We start from the raw sequence: 23,102 nt of genomic DNA, 5'->3' as shown, positions 1-23,102 counted from the left end.
GCAAATGAAGCATTTGGGAAAAGCTCTGGCCCTCGCGGCTTTCATGTTCACGGCGAACGCGCATGCCGAGATTCGCTTTGGCATCGTCAACGAGGCCTATCCGCCCTACACCACAAAGGACGCGTCCGGTAAGGCGATTGGCTGGGAGATCGATCTGATGGACGCTGTCTGTCAGGACCTGAAGGAAAAGTGCACCATAGTTGATGTCGCCTGGGACGGGCTCATTCCAGCTCTGGAGAGCAAGAAGATCGATGTGATCTGGTCCTCGATGTCGATCACCGACGAGCGCAAGAAGCGCATCGATTTCACGGACAAATATTACTCGGCGCTAGCTGGCATAGTCGGCCCTAAGGATGGGGTCATGGGCGTTGCGCCCGAGCAATTGAAGGGAAAGACAATCGGGATTGCTGTTTCGACGACGCACTCGATGTACTTCAAGAAGCACCTCAGCGATGTCGCGACCGAGAGGAGCTATTCCACGGTCGATGAATCCTTCCAAGATCTGGCGTCAGGGCGGATCGACTACGTTTTCGCAGACACCGGGCCGCTGAAGGAGTTCCTCACAACGGACCTCGGCAAGGGATGCTGCGAATTCAAGGGCAATGTCGAACCTGACGACGCCATTCTCGGCGCCGGCGTCGGCGGAGGAGTGCGCAAGGGTGACGACGAACTTCGTGAAAAGCTGAATGGTGCGATCAAAGCCGTCAGGGCAAGCGGCAAATACGCCGAATTCAGCAAGAAGTACTTCGACTACGACCCCTATTGAGCACTGAGAAGATGGCAGGTTTGCCGCCGGCCATTGGCGGCAAATCTGCCACTCCCATTAGCGAAGGCTTCCCATGAATCCCTCCAATTCGGTTCTGCAACTGCTATCCATATCGCCTCCTGGCTGGGGCGGTGTGTTGCTTGTTGGAGCGTTGGCGACCCTGTTGATCTCATTTGGCGCGTATTTGGTCGGCATGGCGTTGGGACTGGGCGGCGCTCTTGGCAAGCTGAGCGGTTTTCGACCGCTTCAGTACCTCTTCAACGCCTATACGACGATCGTAAGGGCGGTGCCGGAACTCATTCTCATAGTGGCGTTGTACTATGCGGGGACCGATGGCCTGAATCGGCTCCTCGCTGCGGCAGACTTGGGTCCGATCGAGGTCAATGGCCTTGTCGCGGCGGTCGCGGTCCTGGGATTCGTTCAAGGGGCCTATATGACAGAGGTGCTGCGCGGGGCGATCCTTGCAATTCCGGTCGGACAGCTCGAAGCAGCCAAAGCGTTCGGAATGCGCCCTGCACTGCGTTTCCGCAGGATCATACTGCCTGCTCTTATCCCGAATGCCCTGCCCGGTTTTGCAAACCTGTGGATGTCTGTCATCAAGGACAGTGCCCTTATCGCAGTCGTCGGATACCAGGAACTGGCTCTCGCGGCCCGTGTCGCTGCCAGCAACACGAAGCAATATATGCTTTTCTTTCTGGCCGCTGCCGCGCTCTACCTGGTCATCACAATCGTCTCAAACACGCTTTTCTCCGCGCTTGAAGCTTACTTCCGCCGCGGGCAAAGACCGCTATCGTAAGGGAGGCGGAGATGGAATTCGGCTGGGTTTTGGAATACAGAGACCTGCTGTTGCATGGTGCTTTTCTCACATGCGTATTGCTGGTTATCTCTGTCGTTTTCGGATTTTCACTGGCAATAATTCTCGCGGTATCGCAGGTAGGCGATAACGCAATCGTCCGATGGATTTCCCGAGGCTACTGCACATTCTTCCGTGGCACTCCTTTGCTGATCCAGCTGTGGCTTATCTATTACGGCCTCGGCTCGTATCTTCCTTATATCCCCGGGCTTAGGGCTAGCTTTCTCTGGCCTGTCATGCGTGAGGGATTGTTCTTTGCAGCGCTGGCCCTCACGCTGAACTTTGCTGCCTATCAAGGGGAGATTCTCCGGGGCGCGATGTTGGCTGTGCCGAAGGGGGAGCTTGAAGCGGCTAGGGCAGTCGGCATGTCTGCGAGAATGATCCTGCGCCGGATCTGGCTGCCGAGAGCTATTCGGATCGGACTGCCGACGTTTGCTGGGGAGGTCATCCTTCAGCTCAAGGCCACCCCGATCGTATTTTCGGTGACGGTCATGGATCTCTATGGCGCCGCCTACAAGATCCGCCAAGATACGCTCCTGATTTACGAGCCGCTCCTCCTCGTCACCCTCTTTTACGTTGGCCTAACCTTCGCAATCACCCAGGCCTTCCAGAAACTGGAAAAAACCGTGCCGGTCCAGCGGCAACACAGTATTTAAGACACTCAATAAATAGAGAGGTTATTCAATGTCCAGACCAGACAAGCACAAGCTTTCGACACTGTCAGTCAATACGCTATCGGTCCATGGCGGCAATGAGATCGACAAGACGTCCGGTGCCGTTCGCACGCCGATCGTCATGGCCAATTCCTATCTCCTTCCTTATGACCCTTCCACCATGGACTGGTCCGACACCGAAACCTTGTCCTATACGCGCAATTCCGGCCACAACCAGATTTGCCTGCAGCGTAAGCTGGCAGCACTCGAAGGCGGCGAGGATGCTGCCGTTTTTGCGACCGGCATCGCAGCCCTCCACGCCGTCTTCTTCACCTTCCTGAAGACTGGCGACCACGTGATCGTCGGCGATGTCACCTATCAGGCGGTTTGGCGTCTCTTTGGCGAACTGCTGCCGCAGCGCTACCAGATCGAGGCGACGTTCGTCGACATGGGGGACATGGACGCAGTGAGAGCCGCCGTGCGGCCGAACACCAGGTTGATCCATACCGAAACGATCGCAAACCCGACCACGAAGGTCGCCGATATCGCAACCCTGGTCTCGATCGCCAAGCAAGCCGGCGCTTTACTGAGCGTGGACTCGACCTTCACCCCTCCGCCCTTCTTCCGGCCGCTGGCGCTGGGAGCGGATCTCGTCATGCATTCGCTGACCAAGTACATCAACGGCCATGGCGATGCGATGGGCGGCGTCGTCATCGGCTCAAAGGAACTCATCCATCACGTCAAGGCAGACGCCCTGGTCGATTTGGGGGGGACGATCTCCCCCTTCAATGCCTGGTTGATCACGCGCGGCTCGGTCACCTTGCCGCTTCGCCTCAGGCAGCAGTTGTCGAGCGCGGAGCTTGTTGCTCAGTACCTCGCCACCGACAAGCGCGTCGCTTATGTCGCCTATCCCGGCCTCGAAAGCCACGACCAGCACCAGTTGGCGAAAAAACAGTTCGCCGGCAAGGGCTATGGTGCGATGATGGCCTTCGCGCTCGAAGGCGATCCCGATACACAAAATCGGTTCGTCGCAAATCTGAAGGTGATCACCTCCGCCGTTTCGCTCGGTCACGACGAGAGCCTGATCGTTCACGTCGGCGGCAGCGGCCGCGGCGGCTCCGATCGCTATCCGCCCAACTTCCAGAAGTATGGCCACCTGCGTCTTTCGATCGGTCTCGAAGACCCCGAGGACCTCATCGCCGACATCAAAAACGCCCTCGAGGAAATGTCAGTCGGGACTGGCAGCGACCAAGCTTAAAGTTTGTATGCGTCGTGAATTGCCCCTCGCGCGCTATTCACGACGCTGTCTTCGCTCATGGCCCGGAGGGTTCGCCGGAACGAGACATCCTCCGGCCCCCGGATGCAATCTGACATAACTCCTCTGTCCAAGCCGATCAGTGCTCCAAGCAGCCTCGCACTGGCGTCCAAGACGGGCAGCAGATTGAGCAACATGCGCAGCAGTTTGGTCCGTTTGCCTGCTTCCGGCTTGGCGGTCCGCACCTCACAATCGCGGAATCTAGACCTTCACCGGAGGACCGTCATGACAATCTACAACATCGCCCTGATCGGCTTCGGCGGCGTTAACCGCGCTTTGGCCGAACTCATCGCAACGAAAAACCACCTGTGGGAGCGCGATCTGGGCTTCCGTTTGAACATCGTCGCAGTCAGCGACCTCTATCTGGGTTCAGTCGTTTCACCCAACGGCCTTGATGCCAAGACGCTTGTCGAAGCGAACTTTGCAAAAGGCGGCTTTGGGCAACTTTCGGGCGGAAGCTCGGAAGCAGACAATGAGACCATCATCAAGACAGCGCCTGCGGACATAGTTGTCGAAGCGACTTTCACCAATCCGAAGGATGGCGAGCCCGCAGTTTCCCATTGCCGGTGGGCCCTGCAGACCGGCAAGCATGTCATCACCACGAACAAGGGCCCGGTGGCGATTGCAGCTCATGAACTAAAGGCCTTGGCGAGCGCAAACGGGGTTCGTTTCGAGTACGAAGGTTCTGTCATGAGCGGAACCCCAGTCATACGGATGGCTGAGAAAACCCTCGCTGGCGCTGAAGTAACGGGCTTCGAGGGAATTCTGAACGGGACGTCGAACTTCGTGCTCGGCCGTATGGAAGGCGGTCTGGATTTCGCTTCCGCTGTCAAGGAGGCGCAGCAACTCGGGTATGCCGAAGCGGACCCCACCGCCGATGTCGAGGGCTTCGACGTACGCCTCAAAGTGGTCATTCTGGCTAACGAGCTGCTGGGGGCAGATCTCAAGCCGGACGACGTGACCTGCAAGGGCATATCAGATCTCTCGCTGTCCGACATCGAGGCGGCGGCAAAGGCAAACAGCCGCTGGAAGCTGATTGGATCAGCTGTACGGGGCGACGATGGCAAGGTTACTGGCAGCGTCGCGCCGAAACGGCTTGCCATGGAGCATCCGCTGGCAGCAGTGAATGGAGCCACCAACGCCGTGTCGCTGAACACCGAGCTGCTGGGCGCTGTGACAATCACCGGCCCGGGCGCCGGCCGGATCGAGACAGCGTACGCGCTTCTTTCCGACATCGTTGCCATTCACACCGCCACCTCGTCGCCTGTTGTGAAGGAGGCCGCGTAATGCGCAATCTTGCTCTCAGCGAAACGACATTTCCTGAAGAAATCGTCGTCAGCAATCCTTTTGACGGCTCTGTTGTCGGAGCGGTCCCGGAAATTGGCGCTGCAAGCGTGAACACGCTTTTGGGGCGGGCGAAGCGCGGCGCACAGATCGCAAAGACCCTCCCCCGGCACAAGCGGTCGGCAATCCTTGAAAAGGCCGCGGCCGCTATCGAAGCTGCCAGCGAGGAGTTCGCGCTGCTTATCGTGAAGGAGGCGGGCAAGACGATCACCCAGGCGCGCAAAGAGACGACCCGCTGCATCAACACGCTGAAACTTTCCGCCGACGAGGCCAAACACAACGCCGGCGAAGTCATTCCGTTCGACTCCTACGCGGGCTCAGAGTCCCGCCAAGGCTGGTATACGCGAGAACCGCTGGGCATCATTGCCGCCATCACTCCTTACAATGACCCTCTCAACCTGGTTGCCCACAAACTCGGCCCTGCGATCGCCGGCGGAAACGCAGTGCTTTTGAAACCTTCCGAGCTCACACCCCTCTCGGCGATCAAGCTCGTCGAGGTTCTGGTCGAGAGCGGTCTTCCTGAGGAAATCGTGACAGTTGCGGTTGGCGGACCTGAGCTGGGGAAGGCTATTGTTTCGGCGAAAGATGTTCGCATGATCTCCTTCACCGGCGGCTTCGCCACCGGCGAGGCAATAGCAAAGACCGCAGGCATCAAAAAGCTGGCGATGGATCTCGGCGGCAATGCACCAGTCATCGTGATGGAGAATTGCGACTTCGATGCCGCTGTCGAGAGTTGCGTGTCGGGCGCCTACTGGGCAGCCGGCCAAAACTGCATCGGCACACAAAGGATCCTGATTCAGCGGCCCATCTACGATCGGTTCAGGATCGAATTCGTCGCTGCATCAAGAAAGCTCAAGACTGGCAATCCCCTCGATGCAGATACCGACGTGGGCCCTATGATATCGACCAAGGCCGTCGGTCGCGCTACCGCCATGATCGACCGGGCGCTGGCTGCTGGGTCCACGCTGCTTTGCGGCCACGAACCCGTCGGCAATCTCTTTCCGCCGACCGTCCTGGAGAGCGTTCCCGCGTCTTGCGACGCGTGGAGCGAGGAGGTCTTCGCTCCGATCGTTATTCTCGAGCCGTTCGACGAGCTCGCCGATGCGATCGTCCTTGCAAACAGCCCGGAATACAGCCTCCACGCCGGCATTTTCACCAACGACCTGGAGGGCGCCCTCGAGGCTGCGAAGGAAATCGAGGCTGGTGGTGTCATGATCAACGACTCTTCGGACTACCGGTTCGACGCTATGCCGTTCGGAGGCTTCAAGTATGGCAGCATGGGCCGTGAGGGGGTGCGGTTTGCCTATGAAGACATGACGCAGCCCAAGGTCGTGTGCATAAACCGCTTGAGACGGTGACCGCTGCCATCGGCTAGCACATTCAATCAGCGCATCCAGAGGTATTCCATGTTCAAAGGCTCCATTACCGCGCTCGTTACACCGTTCACTGATGGTCGTGTAGACAAGGTTGTCCTGCGCAACCACATCGACTGGCAGATCAAGGAAGGATCCTCCGGATTGGTTCCCTGCGGAACGACAGGCGAAAGTCCAACGCTCAGCCACGCCGAGCACAAGGAGGTTGTCGAGATCACGATCGAAACAGCCAAGGGCCGGGTCCCCGTGATTGCTGGGGCCGGCTCCAACAGCACAGACGAGGCGATCGACTTTGTGCGTCATGCGCAAAAGGCTGGAGCCGACGGCTTGCTGATTGTCTCGCCGTATTACAACAAGCCGACCCAGGAAGGCCTCTATCAGCATTTCAAGGCAATCGATGCCGAGGCGACAGTTCCAATCATCGTCTACAACATTCCCGGGCGAAGCGTCGTCGATATCCAGGTCGAAACGTTGGCGCGCATTTATAAGGACTGCCAAAATGTGACGCGGGTCAAGGACGCGACAGGCAACATTCTGCGCCCGTCTCTCGAAAGGATGGCCTGTGGAAGGGACTTCAACCTTCTTTCCGGCGAGGACGGGACAGCGCTTGGCTACATGGCGCACGGAGGACATGGTTGCATCTCAGTCACGGCAAATGTCACCCCCCGCCTGTGCGCCGACTTTCAGCAAGCTTGCTTGAACTTTGATTTTGCCGCTGCCTTGGAGTTGCAGGACCGTCTGATGCCGCTCCACCGGGCTCTCTTCCTGGAAACCAACCCTGCCGGACCAAAGTATGCATTGCAGCGGCTGGGTCGGATGGGCGGGGACTTGCGACTGCCGCTGGTCACGGTCAGCCTCCCGGTCCAGGAGGCGATCGATCAGGCGATGCTGCACGCCGGAATCCTGTCTTGAGCGGGGCAAGAGCGATGTCTGTTGAACGCATCGAATCCGATCTGATCGGACCGCTCGCAATCCCTGGCAACGTGCTCTACGGCGTGCATACCCGTCGCGCCGAACTGAACTTCGATGTGTCGGGGCTGCGCCTGAAGGACTTTCCTGAACTCATCCAGTCCATGGCCATGGTGAAGAAGGCAGCGGCACTGGCGAACATGGAGCTCGGACTGCTCTCGCCGGAAAAGGCGCAAGTGATATCGGACGCTTGTGATGAACTCGTGGAGCTCAGAGGGATCGAAGAGAACTTTCCCGTCGACATGATGCAAGGTGGAGCGGGCACATCCACAAACATGAATGTCAACGAGGTTGTGACGAACCTGGCGCTGATCAAACTTGGTGCCACCGTAGGCGACTACGCGAAGCTTCATCCCAATGACGACGTCAACCTCTCCCAATCGACAAACGACGTCTATCCGACCGCAATCCGCCTGACAGCGTTGCAGGCGTGCGACGGGCTCGTGGCGGCGCAGGCCAGCTTGCGCGACGCCTTCAGGGCAAAAGCGTTCCAGTATGCAAATGCGCTGAAGGTCGGCCGGACCCAGCTTCAGGATGCCGTGCCGATGACAGCAGGCCAGGAGTTCGAGGCTTTTGCCGAGCTCATTGACGAGGATATCCTTCAGCTTCAAGCGGCTTCGAGACTGCTGTTGGAAATCAACCTTGGGGGTTCGGCGATTGGTACGTCGATCAACGTGCCTCGCGGGTTCCCAAGCATCGCCTGCGGCCATCTTTCAAGGATTTCGGGCATTCAGCTCATAGCTGCCCGCAATTTCATCGAGGCTACATCAGACACTGGCGGTTTCGTCTCCTTTTCGGGTGTGCTGAAGCGCATCGCAGTCAAGCTCACAAAAATTTGCAATGATCTGCGCCTCTTGAGCAGCGGACCGCTTGGTGGTCTGGGCGAGGTTCGACTACCACCGGTACAAGCCGGGTCTTCCATCATGCCGGGCAAGGTCAATCCTGTCATCCCGGAGATGATGAACCAGCTCAGCTTCCAAGTGATCGGCAACGATCTTACCGTGACGCTTGCCGCCAGCGCGGGCCAGCTGCAGTTGAATGCGATGGAGCCGGTAATCGTCTTGAACATCCTGCAATCCATGCGGATGCTGACGAGAGGGATGGAGATCTTCAAGCAGCGTTGCGTGGACGGGATCGAAGTGGACTTGGACCGTTGCAGGGACCTGCTCGACCAATCCCTCGTTCTTGCCACGCCCTTGGCGAAGCTCATCGGGTACAGCAAAGCAGCTGAGTTGTCCAAGCGAGCTTTGGCTGGGAAGAGGAACCTGCGGCAGGTCGTGGAAGAAGAGGGGGTTCTGCTTCCCGATCAGCTTGAGCAAATTTTCGGCAACAGCGCCGAGTTTGCGGGTTTCTCGAAAGCCTCTTCAGCTTAAGGGAGGCGAGGCGTGGCTGTATTTACTGCGCTGTCAGATACGGACCGGGACTTCATCGCCTCGGCTTACGGGATGGCATCGTTGTCATCTGTCGTCGGAATAGCTGACGGCGATAGGGAGACGACCTATCTGTTCCGGACCAAAGAGGGCGAGTTCATCGTAACTCTTTTCGAGAACGGCGCCGAACCGCTGGACTTGGAACGAGCATTTGCGACCATGGAGATCCTGCATGGCAACGGCGTCCCATGTCCTAAGCCGATACGCACGAAAAACGGTCTTGCCACTCTTCAGGCTGCTGGCCGGCTGGTTGCGGTGGTGAGCTTCGTATCGGGTTCGTCGACAGCCGATCCGACCCCGGCTAGGTGCGAGAGCCTCGGTCGGGTGATAGCGCGCATTCACACTATCCTGCAGCGCAATCAAAAAACGCAGCAAGCTGCTCTGCCCACTGGTGCAGTGCATGGCGCGCTGGATTGCCAGAACGTCTTCTTCCTTGGCGATGAGGTCAGCGGCGTCATAAACTTCAGGCTGCGCCACGATGATGTGCTTGTTTCTGAAATTGCCGACGTGCTTGTCGGTTGGGCGAGCCGGGCGAATGGAGAGCTGGACCCGAGCAAGACCGGCGCTATCCTCGCCGGTTATCAGAGCGTCAGGAAGCTTGCCGACTCCGAGAAGGCGGCCCTTCCTGGCTTTGTGTTGGCATCAGCGGCTAAACGGTATGCAAATGGCGGGGCCAAAACTAACCTCCCTGGGGCCGCCCTGCTGGCTTATGATTCGTTGCGTCTAGAAATCATGGCCTGATCGACTGGCTCAAACACATATGAAGTATCTCCTCGACCGTACGGATGAACAGATTCTCAGCGAGTTGAGGACCAACGCGCGCATTTCCCATGCCGAGCTATCTGCCAAGGTAAACCTATCCCGCAATGCGGTCCGAGTTCGAATCGAACGGCTCGAACGCGAGGGCTTCATAAAGGGCTACACGATAGTCACTGGCGAGGGCGGGAACGAGCAGCACCTCACTACGGCGCTGATGTTCGTCTATCGGCATGACCGCATGAGAGGCGGTGACGTCATCCACGCGCTGAAGAAGATTCCAGAGATCGTTTCGTGCGATGTGATGACGGGTGATTTCGACCTGTTGGTGAGGGTCGAGTCGCCCGAAGCCGATCGCATTCGTCAAATCTGGCAACAGCTTTCCGAGCTGCCTGGCGTGCGGGATACGCTGACGGCGTTTGTCCTGTCCTCAGTCATTCGCAAGTAGTCTCAATCCACGAGCACACGAATATTTTGGCCTCTCAGGTACTTCCCTAGCAACGGATCAAAATCGATGCGGCAAATAACTGGCATTACAGAGGCAATCGTCTCGCTGCCAAAGACACTACTTCCCAACCGGTGGAGGAATGCAGCTGAAGCTGCGGGCACCAGCCATCGCGCGGTATCCCGCGCATGAGCGTGGTGGCAGCGAGCCTCGCCGCGGCGGCATTCGGCGCCGGTGATTTTCTCGGTGGCGTGGCAGCACGACGCTTGGACTGGCGTGCGGTCGTTCTAGTGGCGCTTGGATCTGGCCTTCCCGTGCTTGGGATGGCAGCCTACTGTCTCGACGAAACATCGGGCGTTTCCCTCCCGCTGCTATGGTGTCTCTGTGCCGGGTTGGGCTTCGCGCTCGGCGTCTCGCTGCTTTACCGTGCCCTGGCCGAAGGCCGGATGACGGAGGTCGCCCCAATCACCGCGATCGTCGCGATCACCGTGCCAGCCGTCGTCGATGTCCTGACGGGCAAGGCTTTGACAGGCCACCTGGCTATAGGACTCGTGGCCGCGTGCCTTAGCGCCGTGTTGCTGTCGGGACTCGGCGGGCAACGCGAGGCTGTCCAAAACCGTTCGGGCGTGATCGTCGCAATCGTGGCCGGGCTTGGTCTGGCCATATTCTATATCGGCCTCGATCAGGTTGACGCTGCTGGCGCAGGAGTTAGAGGCGTCCTGGCTATTCGGGCCACAGCCTTCCTGGCTGTAGCTGCTTTCGCCCTGAGGCGTGGAAGTTGCTCGTTTAAGCCGCGCAGCTTGGGAATGGCCGTTGCGGCGGGGCTGCTTGATGGAACGGCAAACCTGCTTTTGATGATAGCGTTCGCCACAGGGGGCTTGGCCGAAACCTCTGCGATCGCGTCGCTTTATCCTGGAGCAACGATCTTGCTGGCAATTGCAATCCTTCATGAACGTCCTTCCAGTATCCAGGGAATAGGATTGCTTCTGGCTGCGCCCGCCATCTTCCTGTTGAAAGCAGGCTAAGGCCTGAATTGAGCGTAGTTCAATGATTGCAAGAGCTATCGGATACATAGCTTGCCCTCACTCGCCAATGAGCGCAGGACCATCGTCTGACGAAAACCTGATTTTGAGCGAATTCGAGTTGGCATTGATCTACGTCATTGCCGCAGTGGAGATAGCATTCCTGGCTGTTCAAATACTCATGTAGGAAGAAAGGGGACATTGCAGGTCATCCTCGGAGAGGCAATTCCCAACTATATGTGAATGCACTTCAGATAGCGGCAGCTATTGGCCGCGGGCGCAGATTGGCAATTGCAGTTCCCCGTTTATCGAGCTCGTCTGTGCCGGCGGTGCATCTGGCCGGACGCTGCCTGAGGGGCGGACAATCGCTTCGCCTAGGTATTCGTCAATGACGAGAAGCCCGGCTGCTACTCTGATCGCCATCGAAAAGGGGCATCTCGATTTCGCTAGCGACCTCCGCTCCCAACGAGAATTTCGGAGCGCGACGCTCGATCACTTGCGCATCTGATCGACTGCCTGCCTCAACAAATGGACGCCGCGCTCGATCTGACGCGTGTCCAAAGCCGCATATCCCATGACCAAGCCGACGTAGTCTGGCTGGCCCTCGGAAACGGCTGGATCGTAGAGCGGCATCACCGAATGGACTCCAATCCCAATCTTCAATGCCTTCTCGATCAGTTCGCCGGTCATTGACCGCGGCAGCTCTCGAAGCCAGGCCACAATGTGTAGCCCTGCGTCCGCTCCCACGACATCAATTCCATCGCCGAATTTGTAGTGGAGTGCGTTCAGAAGCGTTTCCCGCCGTTCGTTGTTTCGACGGCGAATCTTGCGCACGTGACTTTCATAGATCCCGCTCTCCAGCATCGTGGCAAGCGCCTCCTGCTCGGAGAGCGGCGTATGCCGGTCCACAAGCTGCTTGGCGGTTGCAAACACGTCTTGTAGCTGTGGCGGCACGACCAGATACCCGATCCGCAGGGTTGGCGAGAGCGTTTTTGAGACCGTACCGAGATAGATGACATTGCCGCTGTCCTCGAGCCCGTGAAGCGGCGGCACGGGGCTGATATCGTATCGGTATTCGCTGTCGTAGTCGTCCTCGATCACATATGCGTTGGCTCGCCGGGCCCAGGCGAGCAATTGGTGGCGGCGCCCGATTGGCATCACGCCCCCTAGGGGAAATTGATGGGAGGGTGTGACATAGGCGAGCCGCGCTTCCCCCCCCGTCAGCAGGTTCGTGTTCATCCCGTCCTTGTCGACCGCGATCGAGATCGGTTTGGCTCCTGTCGCGGAGAAGATGTTTCTTGCCATGGCATAGCAGGGATTCTCGATGACGAACCGGTCGCCTGCCTCCAGCAGGAGCCTTGCACAAAGATCGAGCCCCTGCTGCGAGCCGTTGACGACAATGATCTGGTCGAGGTTGCACCGCAGGGTTCTCGCCCGCCAAAGATACCCCTGCAGCGCCGTCCGCAGCCTTAGCGAGCCTCTCGGATCGTCATACGCAAGCCGATCCCGCCGTTGCGTCACCACGGCGACGACAGCTCGCTTCCAGGCGAGAACTGGAAAATCTGACGGAGCCAGATCGCCATAGCGGAAATCCGTTATCAGGCTCCGCGGAAGCGACCTGGGCCTTGGAGGAATGGATTTTAGCCGCTCTCCGTAACTGGACAAATGCCCGCTTGAATGTTGTCGTTGGAATCTTTTGGCGCTGAGTTGCCCTAGCGCCGCGGGCATGGCGCGTGGGCGCGCACCCTGGCGGAGGTCTACAAAGCCTTCAGCCGCCAATTGTTCGTAGGCGGCCGTTACCGTCGTTCTGGAGACGCTGAGTTCGGCAGCAAGGCCTCGCGAGGACGGCAGCAGGCCATTCGAACCATAGACACCTCGGACAATCTGGTCCTTCAGCGCCTCGTAAATCTGCCTTGCACCCATTGCTCCAGCTCGACCCTTCTTGGACGCTTCGGGCAACTGGACCATGCAAAATCTCCGCAACTGGACGTGCTTAGATATCCAGTTTGCAGCTATTTTCTGTGCAGGCCAAGAGGAAAAAGACCGTGACCAAAAGCAACGAAGAACTCGATCATGCGACGGATCGGATGGACCATGACGAGCCTGATCTAGGCTTTGCAACGCGCGCAATCCATCACGGCTACGATCCGACAGGCTTCTCCAACGCCCTCCAGTCGCCGGTGTTTCTTACTTCAACTTATGGCTTTCCCAGCGTCGAGGCGAACGATGCCGCAGCTGCTCTGGGGGGCAAGCTTTACGGCCGCGAGCACAATCCGACCACCGAGATGCTCGAGCAGCGGCTCGCCAGCCTGGAGGGCGCCGAAGCCGGTCTGGCAGTCGCCACCGGGATGGCGGCCGTCGGCGCTCTCATGCTTTCCCTGCTCTCGCAAGGCGACGAGCTGATCGTCCACAAGACGCTCTATGTCAACACTATCGCCATGGTCGAGGAAGCGTTGCCCCGCTTCGGCATAAAAGTGGTATCGGTCGATCTGTCGGATCCCGCCAACCTCGATGCGGCAATTACCGACCGCACCCGTCTCGTCTATTTCGAGACGCCAGTTAATCCCCTGAGCGGCATCCTGGACATCGCAGCCATTTCGGCACGCGCCCATGCGCGGGGCGTCAAGGTCGCCGTCGACAGCACCTTCGCCTCGCCGGCACTCCAGCGACCGATCGAGCATGGTGCCGATATCGTGCTTCACTCGCTTACAAAATATATCAACGGCCATGGCGACGCATTGGGCGGGGCGCTGCTCGGCGACGCCGAGACCCTTCACAAGTTGCATGAGACCGGCCTGCGCTACATCACTGGCGCGACACTTTCGCCGCTGGCCTCGTTCCTGATCTTGCGTGGCTTGAAAACCCTGACACTCCGCATGGAAAGGCACAGCGCGGCCGCGCTCGCAATTGCACGCATGCTGGACGGGCATCCCGCCGTGGCTTGGGTGAGCTATCCGTTCCTCGAATCTCATCCTGGGCACGCGGTGGCCAGGAAGCAGATGTCGAACGGGTCCGGCATGTTGGCATTCGGGCTGCGCGCCGGGTACGAGGGCGCCCGGACGATGATGAACCGCCTGCGTCTGGTCACCCGCGCCGTCAGCCTTGGAGACGCCCACTCGCTCATCTGCCATCCGGCTAGCCTTACCCGCGCGCGCCAGTCCATTCGCAAGAATGCCCACCTCGCCGAGGGTGTCGGCGAAGATCTCATCCGACTTTCCGTGGGCCTGGAGGAACCGGAAGATCTTATGGCTGACCTGCGGCAAGCCATGGCTGTCTTATGATGACAGCCCAAGCGCAGGGTTTGATTGCACCGACTCCCGTGCTCTCGGCGAAGGACGTGGATCGATTCGGGGCTGATCCGCTTGGTAAGTTCAAGGCGAACCTGGCTGCGGTGGAGGAGCGCATCGCTGGGGCTTGCAAGCGTGCCGGGCGAGACCGCACTGTCGTCCGCCTGCTCCCGGTTACCAAGACAGTGCCCGCCCATATCCTGCGCTTCGCCTTTGAGGCTGGCATTCGATCCTTCGGGGAGAACAGAATCCAGGAAGCCATCGGCAAACGCGAGACGCTCGCCGATCTCGAAATCGACTGGAGCATCGTCGGGCATATGCAAACCAACAAGGTCCGATATCTCGCTCGATTTGCCCGTGAGTTCCATGCCCTCGACAGCTTGCGACTGGCCGATCTCCTCAACAAGCAGCTCGAACGCGAGGGCCGTTTCCTCGACATCTACATTCAGGTCAACACCTCTGGCGAAAAGAGCAAGTTTGGCTTGCACCCCGACGCGCTGCTGTCGTTCGTCGACACGCTTGACCAATTCCCGCGCCTCCGGCCTCGCGGTCTGATGACCTTGGCGCTCTTCAGCAGCGACATGAAGCAGGTTCGACCATGCTTCCAGCTTCTAGGCCGCCTTCGGGACGAGGCTGTGCGGCGCAATTCCGCGCTGACTGAGCTCTCCATGGGGATGTCGGGAGACTTCGAGGAAGCGATCGAGGAAGGAGCCAGCGTGGTGCGGGTGGGACAAGCCATTTTCGGCAGGCGTCCTACACCTGACGGTTTCTACTGGCCTGGCATGGCAGGAAACGACTGATGCAGGACTAGCTCCAGGACTGAGTTCCTTAGATTCTGGCCCAGCTCCGATGTATCCCCAATGCGCCTGGCAATGCGGACTGTCGACTTCGCGTCTGTCACATCAAACCCGTGGAGTATGCCGAAATGACCATCCCAGCCGGACTGTCTGCCTTTCCGATCACCCCGACCGCCAGCAATGGCGACCTCGATGAGATCGGTCTGAAAAGGCTGGTGGCACGTCTGGTCGAGGTGCGTGTCGACTCCATCGGCCTGCTCGGTAGCACTGGCACGTACATCTATCTGACACGGCAAGAGCGGCGGCGTGCTTTGGAAGTGGCAGTGGGCGAGGCTGGCGGGCGAACGCCTATCCTGGTCGGAATAGGCGCACTGCGAACAGACGATGCGGTAAAGCTGGCGCAGGACGCAAAGGCCATCGGAGCAGTCGCTGGATTGCTGGCGCCTGTGTCCTATATCCCGCTAACCGATGATGAGGTGTTTGGTCATTTCGTCACGGTGGCTCACGAAAGCAGCCTGCCGATCGTAATCTACGACAATCCCGGCACGACCCATTTTCGGTTTACTCCAGAGCTTGTCGGGCGGCTTGCCAAAGTGCCTGGCATCGTCGGCATCAAGAACCCAGGTGGAGGTTCCGAAGAGACCGCACGCCATCTTGCTGAACAGCGCACTCTCGTCCCAGGGAGTTTTTCTATCGGCTATAGCGGAGACTGGTACGCGGCCGAAGCCATGATCGCCGGGGCTGATGTCTGGCACAGCGTGCTGGGTGGCCTATTTCCGCGCCCATGCCAACAGATCGTGAAGGCAGCCCGGCAGGGCAATGCCGACGAAGCCCGCCGCGTCGACGCCTCTCTCGCCCCTGTTTGGAATCTGTTCAAGCAATTTTCCAGCTTGCGGGTTGTCTACGCGCTCGCCGACATGATGGACATCTGCCGGGGCGAACCACCCCGTCCGATCCTGCCCCTGCCCGGTGCAGCAAGACATCAAGTAGCTGAAATGCTCAAAGACCTGCCGAGCGAAATCACGGGATAGGGCCCGCGGAGAGTTGATGAGCCCCCTTGTTGAAGGCTGGTCGGATATTTCAACCGACCAAGAAATCGCGGCAATTCAAGCAACTGGACTGTTTTGAATTCCGCTAACTGGCCCTTCTCAATGGTCCAGATGTTGGGCAGGGTATTACCAATGCGAGATCCTGCCGGACCATGTTGAGGCCTGACACACGCTATGAATGAACCTGCTGAAGCGGCTCCCAAAGCTATCGCCAAAGGGCTTCAATACAGGAGTTGGGTCTGTACGCTCTGTGGTTTCGTCTACCACGAGCGCGACGGGTGGCCAGAGGAAGGCATCCCGCCCGGCACCCGTTGGGAAGACGTGTCCGACGACTGGATCTGCCCCGATTGCGGAACGGCCAAGAGCGACTTCGACATGGTCGAAATCTGAACAGGAAATCACCGTTCGACACTAGCTCTGCCGCTCCAATTCTGACGCAAAAGGAATCCCATGTACGTCCCTGGTCATTTTGCCGAGTCAAACACCGAGGTGCTGCACAGCCTGATCGAGAGGAACCCTCTCGGCATTCTGGTTACGAATGGCGGCAGCGGGCTGGACGCCAACCACATTCCCTTCGAACTGAGCAAGGACCAGGGGCAGCTCGGGGTATTGCACTCCCACGTGGCACGGGCCAACCCCGTGTGGCAGGACATCGCAACCGGCGACGAAGCGTTGGTGATCTTCCGCGAAGCGCATGCCTACATCTCTCCCAACTGGTATCCGAGCAAGCACGATTTTCACAAAGAGGTTCCGACCTGGAATTACTTGGTCGCGCATGCCTATGGGCGCGTTACCATTCGCGATGACGAGCGCTACGTCCGCGGTATGGTGGCGCGGCTGACCAGGACTCACGAGGCCGGGCAGACTGTGCCCTGGAAGATGACGGACAGCCCAAAAGAGTTCATCGACACTTTGCTCAAGGCGATTGTCGGCATTGAGATCGAGATCACGAGGCTCGTCGGCAAGTCAAAGCTCAGCCAGAACAAAGAGGAACGCGACATTCGTAGCGCCGGCGAGATATTGAAGGCTCGAGGGGAGCCTAAGATGGGTGATGCCATGCTTTTGGCAGCAGACGCGAAAGCTGAACGGACCAAAGCCTGATCGCCGGCGTCCTACAGGTACGCCGAGCAGCAGCTCCAACATCAGCTCTTGCTCATTCGGATCGACAGTGCCGGGCGCATTGGAAAATCGACTATTTGACCTCAGCGAGCACAAGTTTTTGGGAGAACCATGGTGACTTGGAACGGCCGGCTGCTGCACATCCATGTCGCACCCGCGGCTTCCTATGAAATGGAGGAGTTGCACCAAGCGCAACTCATTGCCGGGCGGGGCATCGTGGGCGACCGATACTTCCTGGGAACCGGGACTTATTCTCCCAAGCCCGACGTCCGCGAAGTTACTTTGATCGAAGTCGAGGTCCTGGAAGCGATTGAGCGAGGTGAACCCAAAAATCCTGGTTCAAGGCCAAGCTCGCTCCAGAGGATCATCGCCGCAACCTGACCACGCGAGGCGTGCCGGTCAACCATCTCATCGGGAAGCGTTTCCGCGTTGGCGAGGCCGTTCTCAGAGCAGCCCGTCTCAACTTTCCCTGTAAGTACATCGAGGAGCTTCTTGGCATTCCTGGCCTATACGCGGGGCTGCTCAACCGCTCTGGCCTGAACTGCGCCATAGAGGTCGGCGGCATAATCCGCCCTGGCGACCCGATTGTTCCGCTTGAGGAGTGACCCGACATGGCATCCCCTCGCATCATCATGAAGCTGATTGTCGCGGATATCCGCCGGAGCCGGGCGACGTGCAGCTCATTTCACTGAGACATCCTCGAAAGTCCTCTTTGCCACCGTTCGATCCTGGTTCCCATGTCGACGTGCATCTGCCAGACAGAAGAGTGCGGCAAATTCGCTATGCAGCGATCCAACTGACCTGAGCCACTACGCGATCGCAGTGAAGCGCGAGGAGGCGGGCCGGGGCGGCTCGGCCTGGATTCACGACGCGGTCACTATCGGCGGCGAATTGCCCGTTTCGCATCCGCGAAATCATTTCGCGCTAAGGATAGCGCCGGGCCAACCTGGCTGCTCGCAGGGGGTATCGGCATAACCCCGCTCCTGGCAATGGCGCGTGTCCTGGAACGGCAAGGCAGGCCGTTCGTGCTCCACTATTTCACCAGAGGCCGCAATCAGGCGCCCCTGCTTCGCTCGATCGAACGCGGAACGTCAATCACAGACAAGGCGACAGCGGGCAACGTGGTAGAACATCCGTTACCCATGACATCCGCGTCGACAACGCACGCGGATACCGGTCTAGAAGGCTTCGGCTCATGGAACCCGGCCCGCACGCCGCGTCGACGACCGGGAACGCGTCGCCAAGGGTCGTTTCCAGGACTTCAAACGTGACGTTGGTAAAACGGGATTGAGGTGGTGGAGCGACGGCTGGCGATGCCGGGGTGTTCGGAATCTCGAAACCAGCGGGTCAGGACGAGACTCCAGAACGACGCCGTCCGCCGAGACGAAAGGCTACTGTTCGTGTTTGACCTCGGGTAATCTGAAAAAGTTCCGGGCCAGGCCGCCGGCCTTACATCTTGAACCTCAACACGCTGCGCCTTGCCGCTCGATGCGTGGAACGGGCTGCATGCTGGCCAGTGCGATCGTGGCACACTGCAAATGAGAAGTCGCTTGAAGGACAGGGTGCGCGAAGGCAAGCTGTTTTTGTTCGGGAAGCTCTTGAAGCATTCAGGCAAATGACAGCGAGTGACCGTTTAGGGCGGTTTGCCGGTAACACGGGAACGGCTGACAAAGGACCTCCGTTCTCCAAAGCAAGCGGGTTCGAGGGGCCGCGCAGGGAGCGGAAGAACTCCCAACCTTTGTTCACGGTCCGCTGAAAAGTCTTCAGCCTAAACATTACTATTGTGGTTCGCCTGTCGTGGTTCCCAAGGCTGTCGCACGGTAGAGTGACAGCGCTTCGCCGCTAGCGGCAGGGAATCGCGATTCATGCCAAGTACGACAAGACGGCGCAGACCGTCACGCTCTAAAAAGACGTCACTTTCCAGAGGGAAATCTTCATCAAGGGTCCGGCGATCGGGAGGTTCGCCGGGTGAAAGGGACGACGACCATGACGCGCTCAGGAGATAGATGGCACGATCCAAGCCAGGCACCGGCACGGATCGCCTCCGAGAAATGGCGGGCCGGTCCCGGTATCGAGACGCCGTCACGAGATTTGCGCGGCCGTGGTGGCTTCTCTGTCTGTTGTCCACAGGGCGGTGTACATAGCCGATGAGTGAGCGCTAAAAGGCACAGCTGCGTCCGCAAAAGCGGTGGCGGCAACAAAAGCGCCATCGATGCGAATTTCGTGACAACCACCGTCCTGTCCTTCAGCACGATTTGCGGAATGCCCGCTGTCGTCCGAGCTCCCGCGCCTCAGACTGCTAGTCGGTAAGTCCAGAGCTGTGCAGGCGGGATGTTGCGGACGACGAAATCACAGTGAGACCCGACATAGCGGTGGGGCATTTTGATCGTCGGCGACAAAGGTCCGTAGGTGTCTGGATCACAGGCCTCCCGGCAGGAATGCGGGCGAGCAAATCCTCAAGCAGGCCAACACGCTGTTCCGCGACCGAGGACATTGACAACAGGCATGAGCTCGGTTGGACGAACATTTCAGTTCCAGGATCGGGACTTCAGGTCGCCAGTCGTTCGACGTCACCCCCTGAGAACGACCGATACGGCTGAGTGAAATAGGACTCCGAAGAATAGCTGCAAGCAACAGCAATTTTGGCTGTCGAGTAATGCGTGTTAGCCATCCCATTCCCATGAGAAGCGACAGGCGAAGTAGAACAAGGCAGTCATGGGAGCTTCCCAGCAACGACGACCTCACCTCGAGCGCAACAACTGTTGCGCGATAGACCAGGCTTGTTCGACATGATGTCGGGCGGCCGCCTCAGCTTTGTCAGGGTGGCGCAACTTGATAGCATCCATGATCTCGGTCATTTCAGCGATCGCCGGCTCGCGCCGGTTGGCCGAGGCGATGGTCATGGAGCGGAGCTGATTGATGCGGACATTCAATCCGCTGACGATTTCCCAGGCGACACGCTTGTCGGCGGCCTCGAACAGCGCTTCGTAAAATTTCGTCGTTGCGCGCATCACCGCCGGCGGCGTCCCGGATGCCCACGCCTCGAACAGGTCCGCCAGGGCCCTTTCCAGCGTCGCCAGTTGTTCGTCGGTCGCCGACAGGGCGCAGGCGCGCGCCGCGATTCCCTCCAGCAGCGCCCTGAGTTCATAGATCTCGTCGGTGCGGCCGAGATCGGGCTTCGCAACAGCGGGTCCGTGGCCCGGTATCATCTGCACCAGGCCTTCCGCCTCAAGTTGGCGCAAAACCTCGCGTACTACCGAACGGCTGACGCCAAGTTGGTCGCAAAGCGGCCGCTCGACCAGCCTTTCGCCGGGCTGGAAATGAAAATCCATGATCGCTTCGCGCATGCGCTCCAGCGCCAGCGTCCGCAACGTCTTGGCAGAGCGGTCAATCCGCAGGGTATCATCCGACATTTTCTCTCCGCTTCCTCGCGCGGCCACAAAAACAGATTCCATGGCCGGTTGACAAGGCTCAAGGCGCACCATAGTATGGTATACCATAAGATGTCACAGAGGCAAAGGTGCCTGATCGCCCATGCAGACCGAGGTTTTGATGAAACCGGCCATTCGAAAGATCGTCACCTACATCGAGAACACGCTGATCGAAGGCGGAAAAGCAGCGCCTCGCCCGCTGCGCCTGATCGGCGTGGCGGCGGTGCTGACCAACCCCTGGGCCGGACGCGGCTTCACCGAGGATCTTTCACCCGAGATCCGCGCCATCGCCCCGGTGCTCGGAGAGATCTTGACCCACGAGATCATCGCCGTCGCCGGTTCGGGCGAGGCAATCGAAGGCTACGGCAAGGCCGCGATCTGCGGTACTTCGGGCGAGATCGAGCACGCCTCGGCGCTGATCCACACGCTCCATTTTGGCAATCACTATCGCCGTGCCGTTGGCGCCAAGACCTATCTTGCCTTCACCAATCTGCGTGGCGGGCCGAACACCCCGATCATGATCCCGCTGATGGACAAGAACGACGAGGGCCGACGCTCCCACTATCTGACAGTGCATTTCCAGATCGGCGACGCGCCGGCGCCGGACGAACTGGTGGTGGCGCTCGGTGCCTCCATTGGCGGGCGCCCGCACCATCGAATCGGCGACCGCTATCAGGATCTGAAGGAGGTCGGGGATCTGCATGGCTGAGGCTGGTGCAACAGTCCGCAGCAACACTGCCGACGGCACCGGCTTCATCCGGGCCGGCTCGGGCGCGCCGGTCCTGCTCATCCATGGTGTCGGCATGAGTGCGGCGATCTGGCAGGCGCAGATCGCCTTGATGCAGGACCGTTTCGACCTGGTCGCCATCGACATGCTCGGTCATGGCAATTCGCCTTTGCCGCCGGAAAACGCCGCACTGTCCGATTTTGCCGACCAGGCGCTTCGTCTGCTGGACCATCTCGGTTTCGCTTCCGTGTCGATCGTTGGCCATTCCATGGGGGCGCTGGTGGCCCTGGAAATCGCCCTCCGCGAGCCGCCGCGCGTCAGCTCCGTCGTTTGCCTCAACGGCGTTTTCCGTCGTCCTGAGGCCTTGGCGCAAGCTGTGCGTGAACGGGCTGAGGCACTCGGCAGCAACGGCGACCCTTCCGCCATCGCCGCAACACTTGCCCGCTGGTTCGGTGATCCGATCCCGGCCACGCTCGCCGACGCCGCCGAAACAGCGCGCCTGGCGCTGGCAAGCGTTGACCCCGAGGGGTACGCTCGCACCTATCGCCTCTTTGCTCACGCCGATACCCGGCATGTCGATCGCCTAGCCGAGCTTGCAGCGCCGGCCCTATTCATCACCGGATCGGAGGACAGGAATTCCACGCCCGCCATGTCGGCGGCCATGGCCCGCCTTGCACCGCGCGGCCAGTGTTTGGTCCTCAGCGGCGAAAGGCACATGATGACAATCGCTTCGCCAGAAAAAGTGACTCAACACATCACGGCTTTTCTCGATGCGGAGAAAGACGCTTCCGCCAAAACGGAGACCGCTCCTGCATTTGATCCCGGCGAATTCAGGCGGGCGCTGGGCTCGTTCCTGACCGGCGTCACCATCGTCACCACGATCGGCGCGGAAGGCGAACCGCGCGGCTTCACCGCCAACTCCTTCACCTCGGTCTCGCTCGAGCCGCCGCTGGTGCTTGTCTGCATCGCCAAGAAGGCGCTGGGGCACAGCGCCTTCTCGACATCGAAAGGCTTCGCCATCAACATCCTGTCGGAGAGCCAGAAGGCCGAATCCGGCATCTTCGCCTCCAAGGCCGCGGACAAATTCGCTGCCGTTGCCTGGAAATCCGGGCAAACCGGCAATCCTCTGATCGACGGTTCCCTCGCCGTGTTCGACTGCGGCATGGAACAACTGGTCGACGCCGGCGACCATTCGATCCTGATCGGCCGCGTCCGGGATTTCACCCACAATGGCGCGCAGCCGCTCGGCTATTGCCGCGGCACCTATGTCACGCCCGGCCTCAGCCAGGAAGCGCTGGCTGCTGCACCGCATGGGACCGAAGTCGGCGCCATCCTCGAAAATGAAGGTCGAGTGCTGTTCTTCGAAACACCGGACGGTTTCCACGAATTGCCGGCCGGGCGCGGGCTGGGCTCGCCGAAGGATGCCCGCAGCCTCAAGGGATGCCTCGCCGCCAAGGCTGTCGACGCACAGCTCGGCTTCCTGTTTGCGGTGTGGGACGACGCGGCCGATCCGTCGCGCTCGCACGTCTACTACCGGGGAACGGTTACCGCGCCCTCTTCCGGCGATCGCCAGACCCGGCTTGTCGACATCGACCATATCGTTGATCTCAGGATCGCCGATCCCGCGGTTCGTTCCATGCTGACCCGCTATGTCCGCGAACGCACGGAAGATGCATTCGGCGTCTATGTCGGCAACGAGGTCGAAGGCGAAGTCCGGCCGCTCGCCAGGGCTGCATCTTCCCAAGCTCTTACTGGTCGCGGGTGAC

20 protein-coding genes and 2 pseudogenes are annotated in these 23,102 nt (G+C 59.5%); 19 read left to right on the top strand and 3 right to left on the bottom strand.

All coding sequences use genetic code 11. The features are described 5' to 3' along the window. Window positions 1-4 precede the first annotated feature (4 nt). The 11 genes from JQK88_RS17145 (at window position 5) to JQK88_RS17095 (ending at window position 10,929) form a co-directional block, all read left to right on the top strand. Complete coding sequence (locus JQK88_RS17145) at window positions 5-766, top strand: transporter substrate-binding domain-containing protein (protein WP_192250383.1); 762 nt, start codon at window positions 5-7, stop codon at window positions 764-766. A gap of 73 nt (window positions 767-839) precedes the next feature. Then, on the top strand, window positions 840-1,562 hold the full coding sequence (locus JQK88_RS17140; RefSeq protein ID WP_192250380.1) for an ABC transporter permease: 723 nt from the start codon (window positions 840-842) through the stop codon (window positions 1,560-1,562). A gap of 11 nt (window positions 1,563-1,573) precedes the next feature. Continuing rightward, window positions 1,574-2,275 (top strand): ABC transporter permease, encoded by a 702-nt coding sequence (locus tag JQK88_RS17135; protein WP_192250377.1) that lies wholly within the window; start codon window positions 1,574-1,576, stop codon window positions 2,273-2,275. 28 nt (window positions 2,276-2,303) lie between these two features. After that, on the top strand, window positions 2,304-3,530 hold the full coding sequence (locus tag JQK88_RS17130) for a trans-sulfuration enzyme family protein (RefSeq protein ID WP_192250374.1): 1,227 nt from the start codon (window positions 2,304-2,306) through the stop codon (window positions 3,528-3,530). Between the two features lie 282 nt (window positions 3,531-3,812). Further along, entirely contained in the window at window positions 3,813-4,874 is a 1,062-nt protein-coding gene (locus tag JQK88_RS17125) for a homoserine dehydrogenase (protein ID WP_192250371.1), read from the top strand. Further along, window positions 4,874-6,289 carry an aldehyde dehydrogenase family protein gene (locus tag JQK88_RS17120; protein WP_192250369.1) on the top strand — a complete coding sequence of 472 codons (1,416 nt, stop codon included), beginning with the start codon at window positions 4,874-4,876 and terminating at the stop codon, window positions 6,287-6,289. Before JQK88_RS17125 ends, JQK88_RS17120 begins: the two co-directional genes overlap by 1 nt. A 48-nt stretch (window positions 6,290-6,337) precedes the next feature. Further along, window positions 6,338-7,216, top strand: a complete 879-nt coding sequence (gene dapA, locus JQK88_RS17115) for a 4-hydroxy-tetrahydrodipicolinate synthase (protein ID WP_203278915.1) — start codon at window positions 6,338-6,340, stop codon at window positions 7,214-7,216. Between the two features lie 14 nt (window positions 7,217-7,230). Further along, window positions 7,231-8,646 (top strand): aspartate ammonia-lyase, encoded by a 1,416-nt coding sequence (locus tag JQK88_RS17110; RefSeq protein WP_192250364.1) that lies wholly within the window; start codon window positions 7,231-7,233, stop codon window positions 8,644-8,646. Between the two features lie 12 nt (window positions 8,647-8,658). Next, window positions 8,659-9,444 (top strand): phosphotransferase, encoded by a 786-nt coding sequence (locus JQK88_RS17105; RefSeq protein ID WP_192250361.1) that lies wholly within the window; start codon window positions 8,659-8,661, stop codon window positions 9,442-9,444. A gap of 19 nt (window positions 9,445-9,463) precedes the next feature. Next, window positions 9,464-9,907 carry an Lrp/AsnC family transcriptional regulator gene (locus JQK88_RS17100; RefSeq protein ID WP_192250359.1) on the top strand — a complete coding sequence of 148 codons (444 nt, stop codon included), beginning with the start codon at window positions 9,464-9,466 and terminating at the stop codon, window positions 9,905-9,907. A gap of 185 nt (window positions 9,908-10,092) precedes the next feature. Continuing rightward, window positions 10,093-10,929 carry an EamA family transporter gene (locus JQK88_RS17095; protein ID WP_203278914.1) on the top strand — a complete coding sequence of 279 codons (837 nt, stop codon included), beginning with the start codon at window positions 10,093-10,095 and terminating at the stop codon, window positions 10,927-10,929. Window positions 10,930-11,418: 489 nt separating this feature from the next. Here JQK88_RS17095 and pdxR read toward each other — a convergent pair whose 3' ends face one another. Continuing rightward, entirely contained in the window at window positions 11,419-12,894 is a 1,476-nt protein-coding gene (gene pdxR, locus JQK88_RS17090; protein ID WP_192250353.1) for a MocR-like pyridoxine biosynthesis transcription factor PdxR, read from the bottom strand. Window positions 12,895-13,013: 119 nt separating this feature from the next. Here pdxR and JQK88_RS17085 point away from each other — a divergent pair, with 119 nt between their 5' ends. From JQK88_RS17085 to JQK88_RS17060, 6 genes and pseudogenes are all read left to right on the top strand, one after another. Continuing rightward, entirely contained in the window at window positions 13,014-14,207 is a 1,194-nt protein-coding gene (locus JQK88_RS17085) for a trans-sulfuration enzyme family protein (RefSeq protein ID WP_192250441.1), read from the top strand. Further along, window positions 14,207-15,013: a YggS family pyridoxal phosphate-dependent enzyme gene (locus JQK88_RS17080; RefSeq protein ID WP_192250350.1), complete on the top strand. Its 807-nt coding sequence runs from the start codon at window positions 14,207-14,209 to the stop codon at window positions 15,011-15,013. Before JQK88_RS17085 ends, JQK88_RS17080 begins: the two co-directional genes overlap by 1 nt. Before the next feature lie 125 nt (window positions 15,014-15,138). Next, entirely contained in the window at window positions 15,139-16,041 is a 903-nt protein-coding gene (locus JQK88_RS17075) for a dihydrodipicolinate synthase family protein (RefSeq protein WP_192250347.1), read from the top strand. Between the two features lie 192 nt (window positions 16,042-16,233). Beyond that, window positions 16,234-16,449: a rubredoxin gene (locus tag JQK88_RS17070; RefSeq protein WP_192250344.1), complete on the top strand. Its 216-nt coding sequence runs from the start codon at window positions 16,234-16,236 to the stop codon at window positions 16,447-16,449. A gap of 60 nt (window positions 16,450-16,509) precedes the next feature. Next, window positions 16,510-17,160, top strand: coding sequence for an FMN-binding negative transcriptional regulator (locus JQK88_RS17065; protein ID WP_203278913.1), 651 nt, complete (start codon window positions 16,510-16,512; stop codon window positions 17,158-17,160). Window positions 17,161-17,292: 132 nt separating this feature from the next. Continuing rightward, a pseudogene (locus JQK88_RS17060) lies at window positions 17,293-17,783 on the top strand (MOSC domain-containing protein). A gap of 1,686 nt (window positions 17,784-19,469) precedes the next feature. Here the strand turns inward: JQK88_RS17060 and JQK88_RS36255 are convergent. Both JQK88_RS36255 and JQK88_RS17055 read right to left on the bottom strand, forming a co-directional pair. Next, window positions 19,470-19,654, bottom strand: a pseudogene (locus JQK88_RS36255) (phospholipid N-methyltransferase PmtA); the annotation flags it as partial. A 265-nt stretch (window positions 19,655-19,919) separates the two neighbouring features. Next, complete coding sequence (locus tag JQK88_RS17055; protein WP_192250439.1) at window positions 19,920-20,591, bottom strand: GntR family transcriptional regulator; 672 nt, start codon at window positions 20,589-20,591, stop codon at window positions 19,920-19,922. Between the two features lie 139 nt (window positions 20,592-20,730). Between JQK88_RS17055 and JQK88_RS17050 the strand changes: the two genes are divergently transcribed. Beyond that, window positions 20,731-21,318, top strand: coding sequence for an amino acid synthesis family protein (locus JQK88_RS17050; RefSeq protein ID WP_192250331.1), 588 nt, complete (start codon window positions 20,731-20,733; stop codon window positions 21,316-21,318). Next, window positions 21,311-23,101, top strand: a complete 1,791-nt coding sequence (locus JQK88_RS36965; protein ID WP_203278912.1) for an alpha/beta fold hydrolase — start codon at window positions 21,311-21,313, stop codon at window positions 23,099-23,101. The genes JQK88_RS17050 and JQK88_RS36965 overlap by 8 nt, the downstream gene beginning before the upstream one ends. Window position 23,102: the final 1 nt, after the last annotated feature.

Origin of the sequence: Mesorhizobium caraganae (genome assembly GCF_016836705.1) — a bacterium.
Taxonomy (GTDB): Bacteria; Pseudomonadota; Alphaproteobacteria; order Rhizobiales; family Rhizobiaceae; genus Mesorhizobium; species Mesorhizobium caraganae.
Note: the sequence above shows the minus strand (reverse complement) of the source record. Positions and strands in the feature narration are given on the sequence as shown.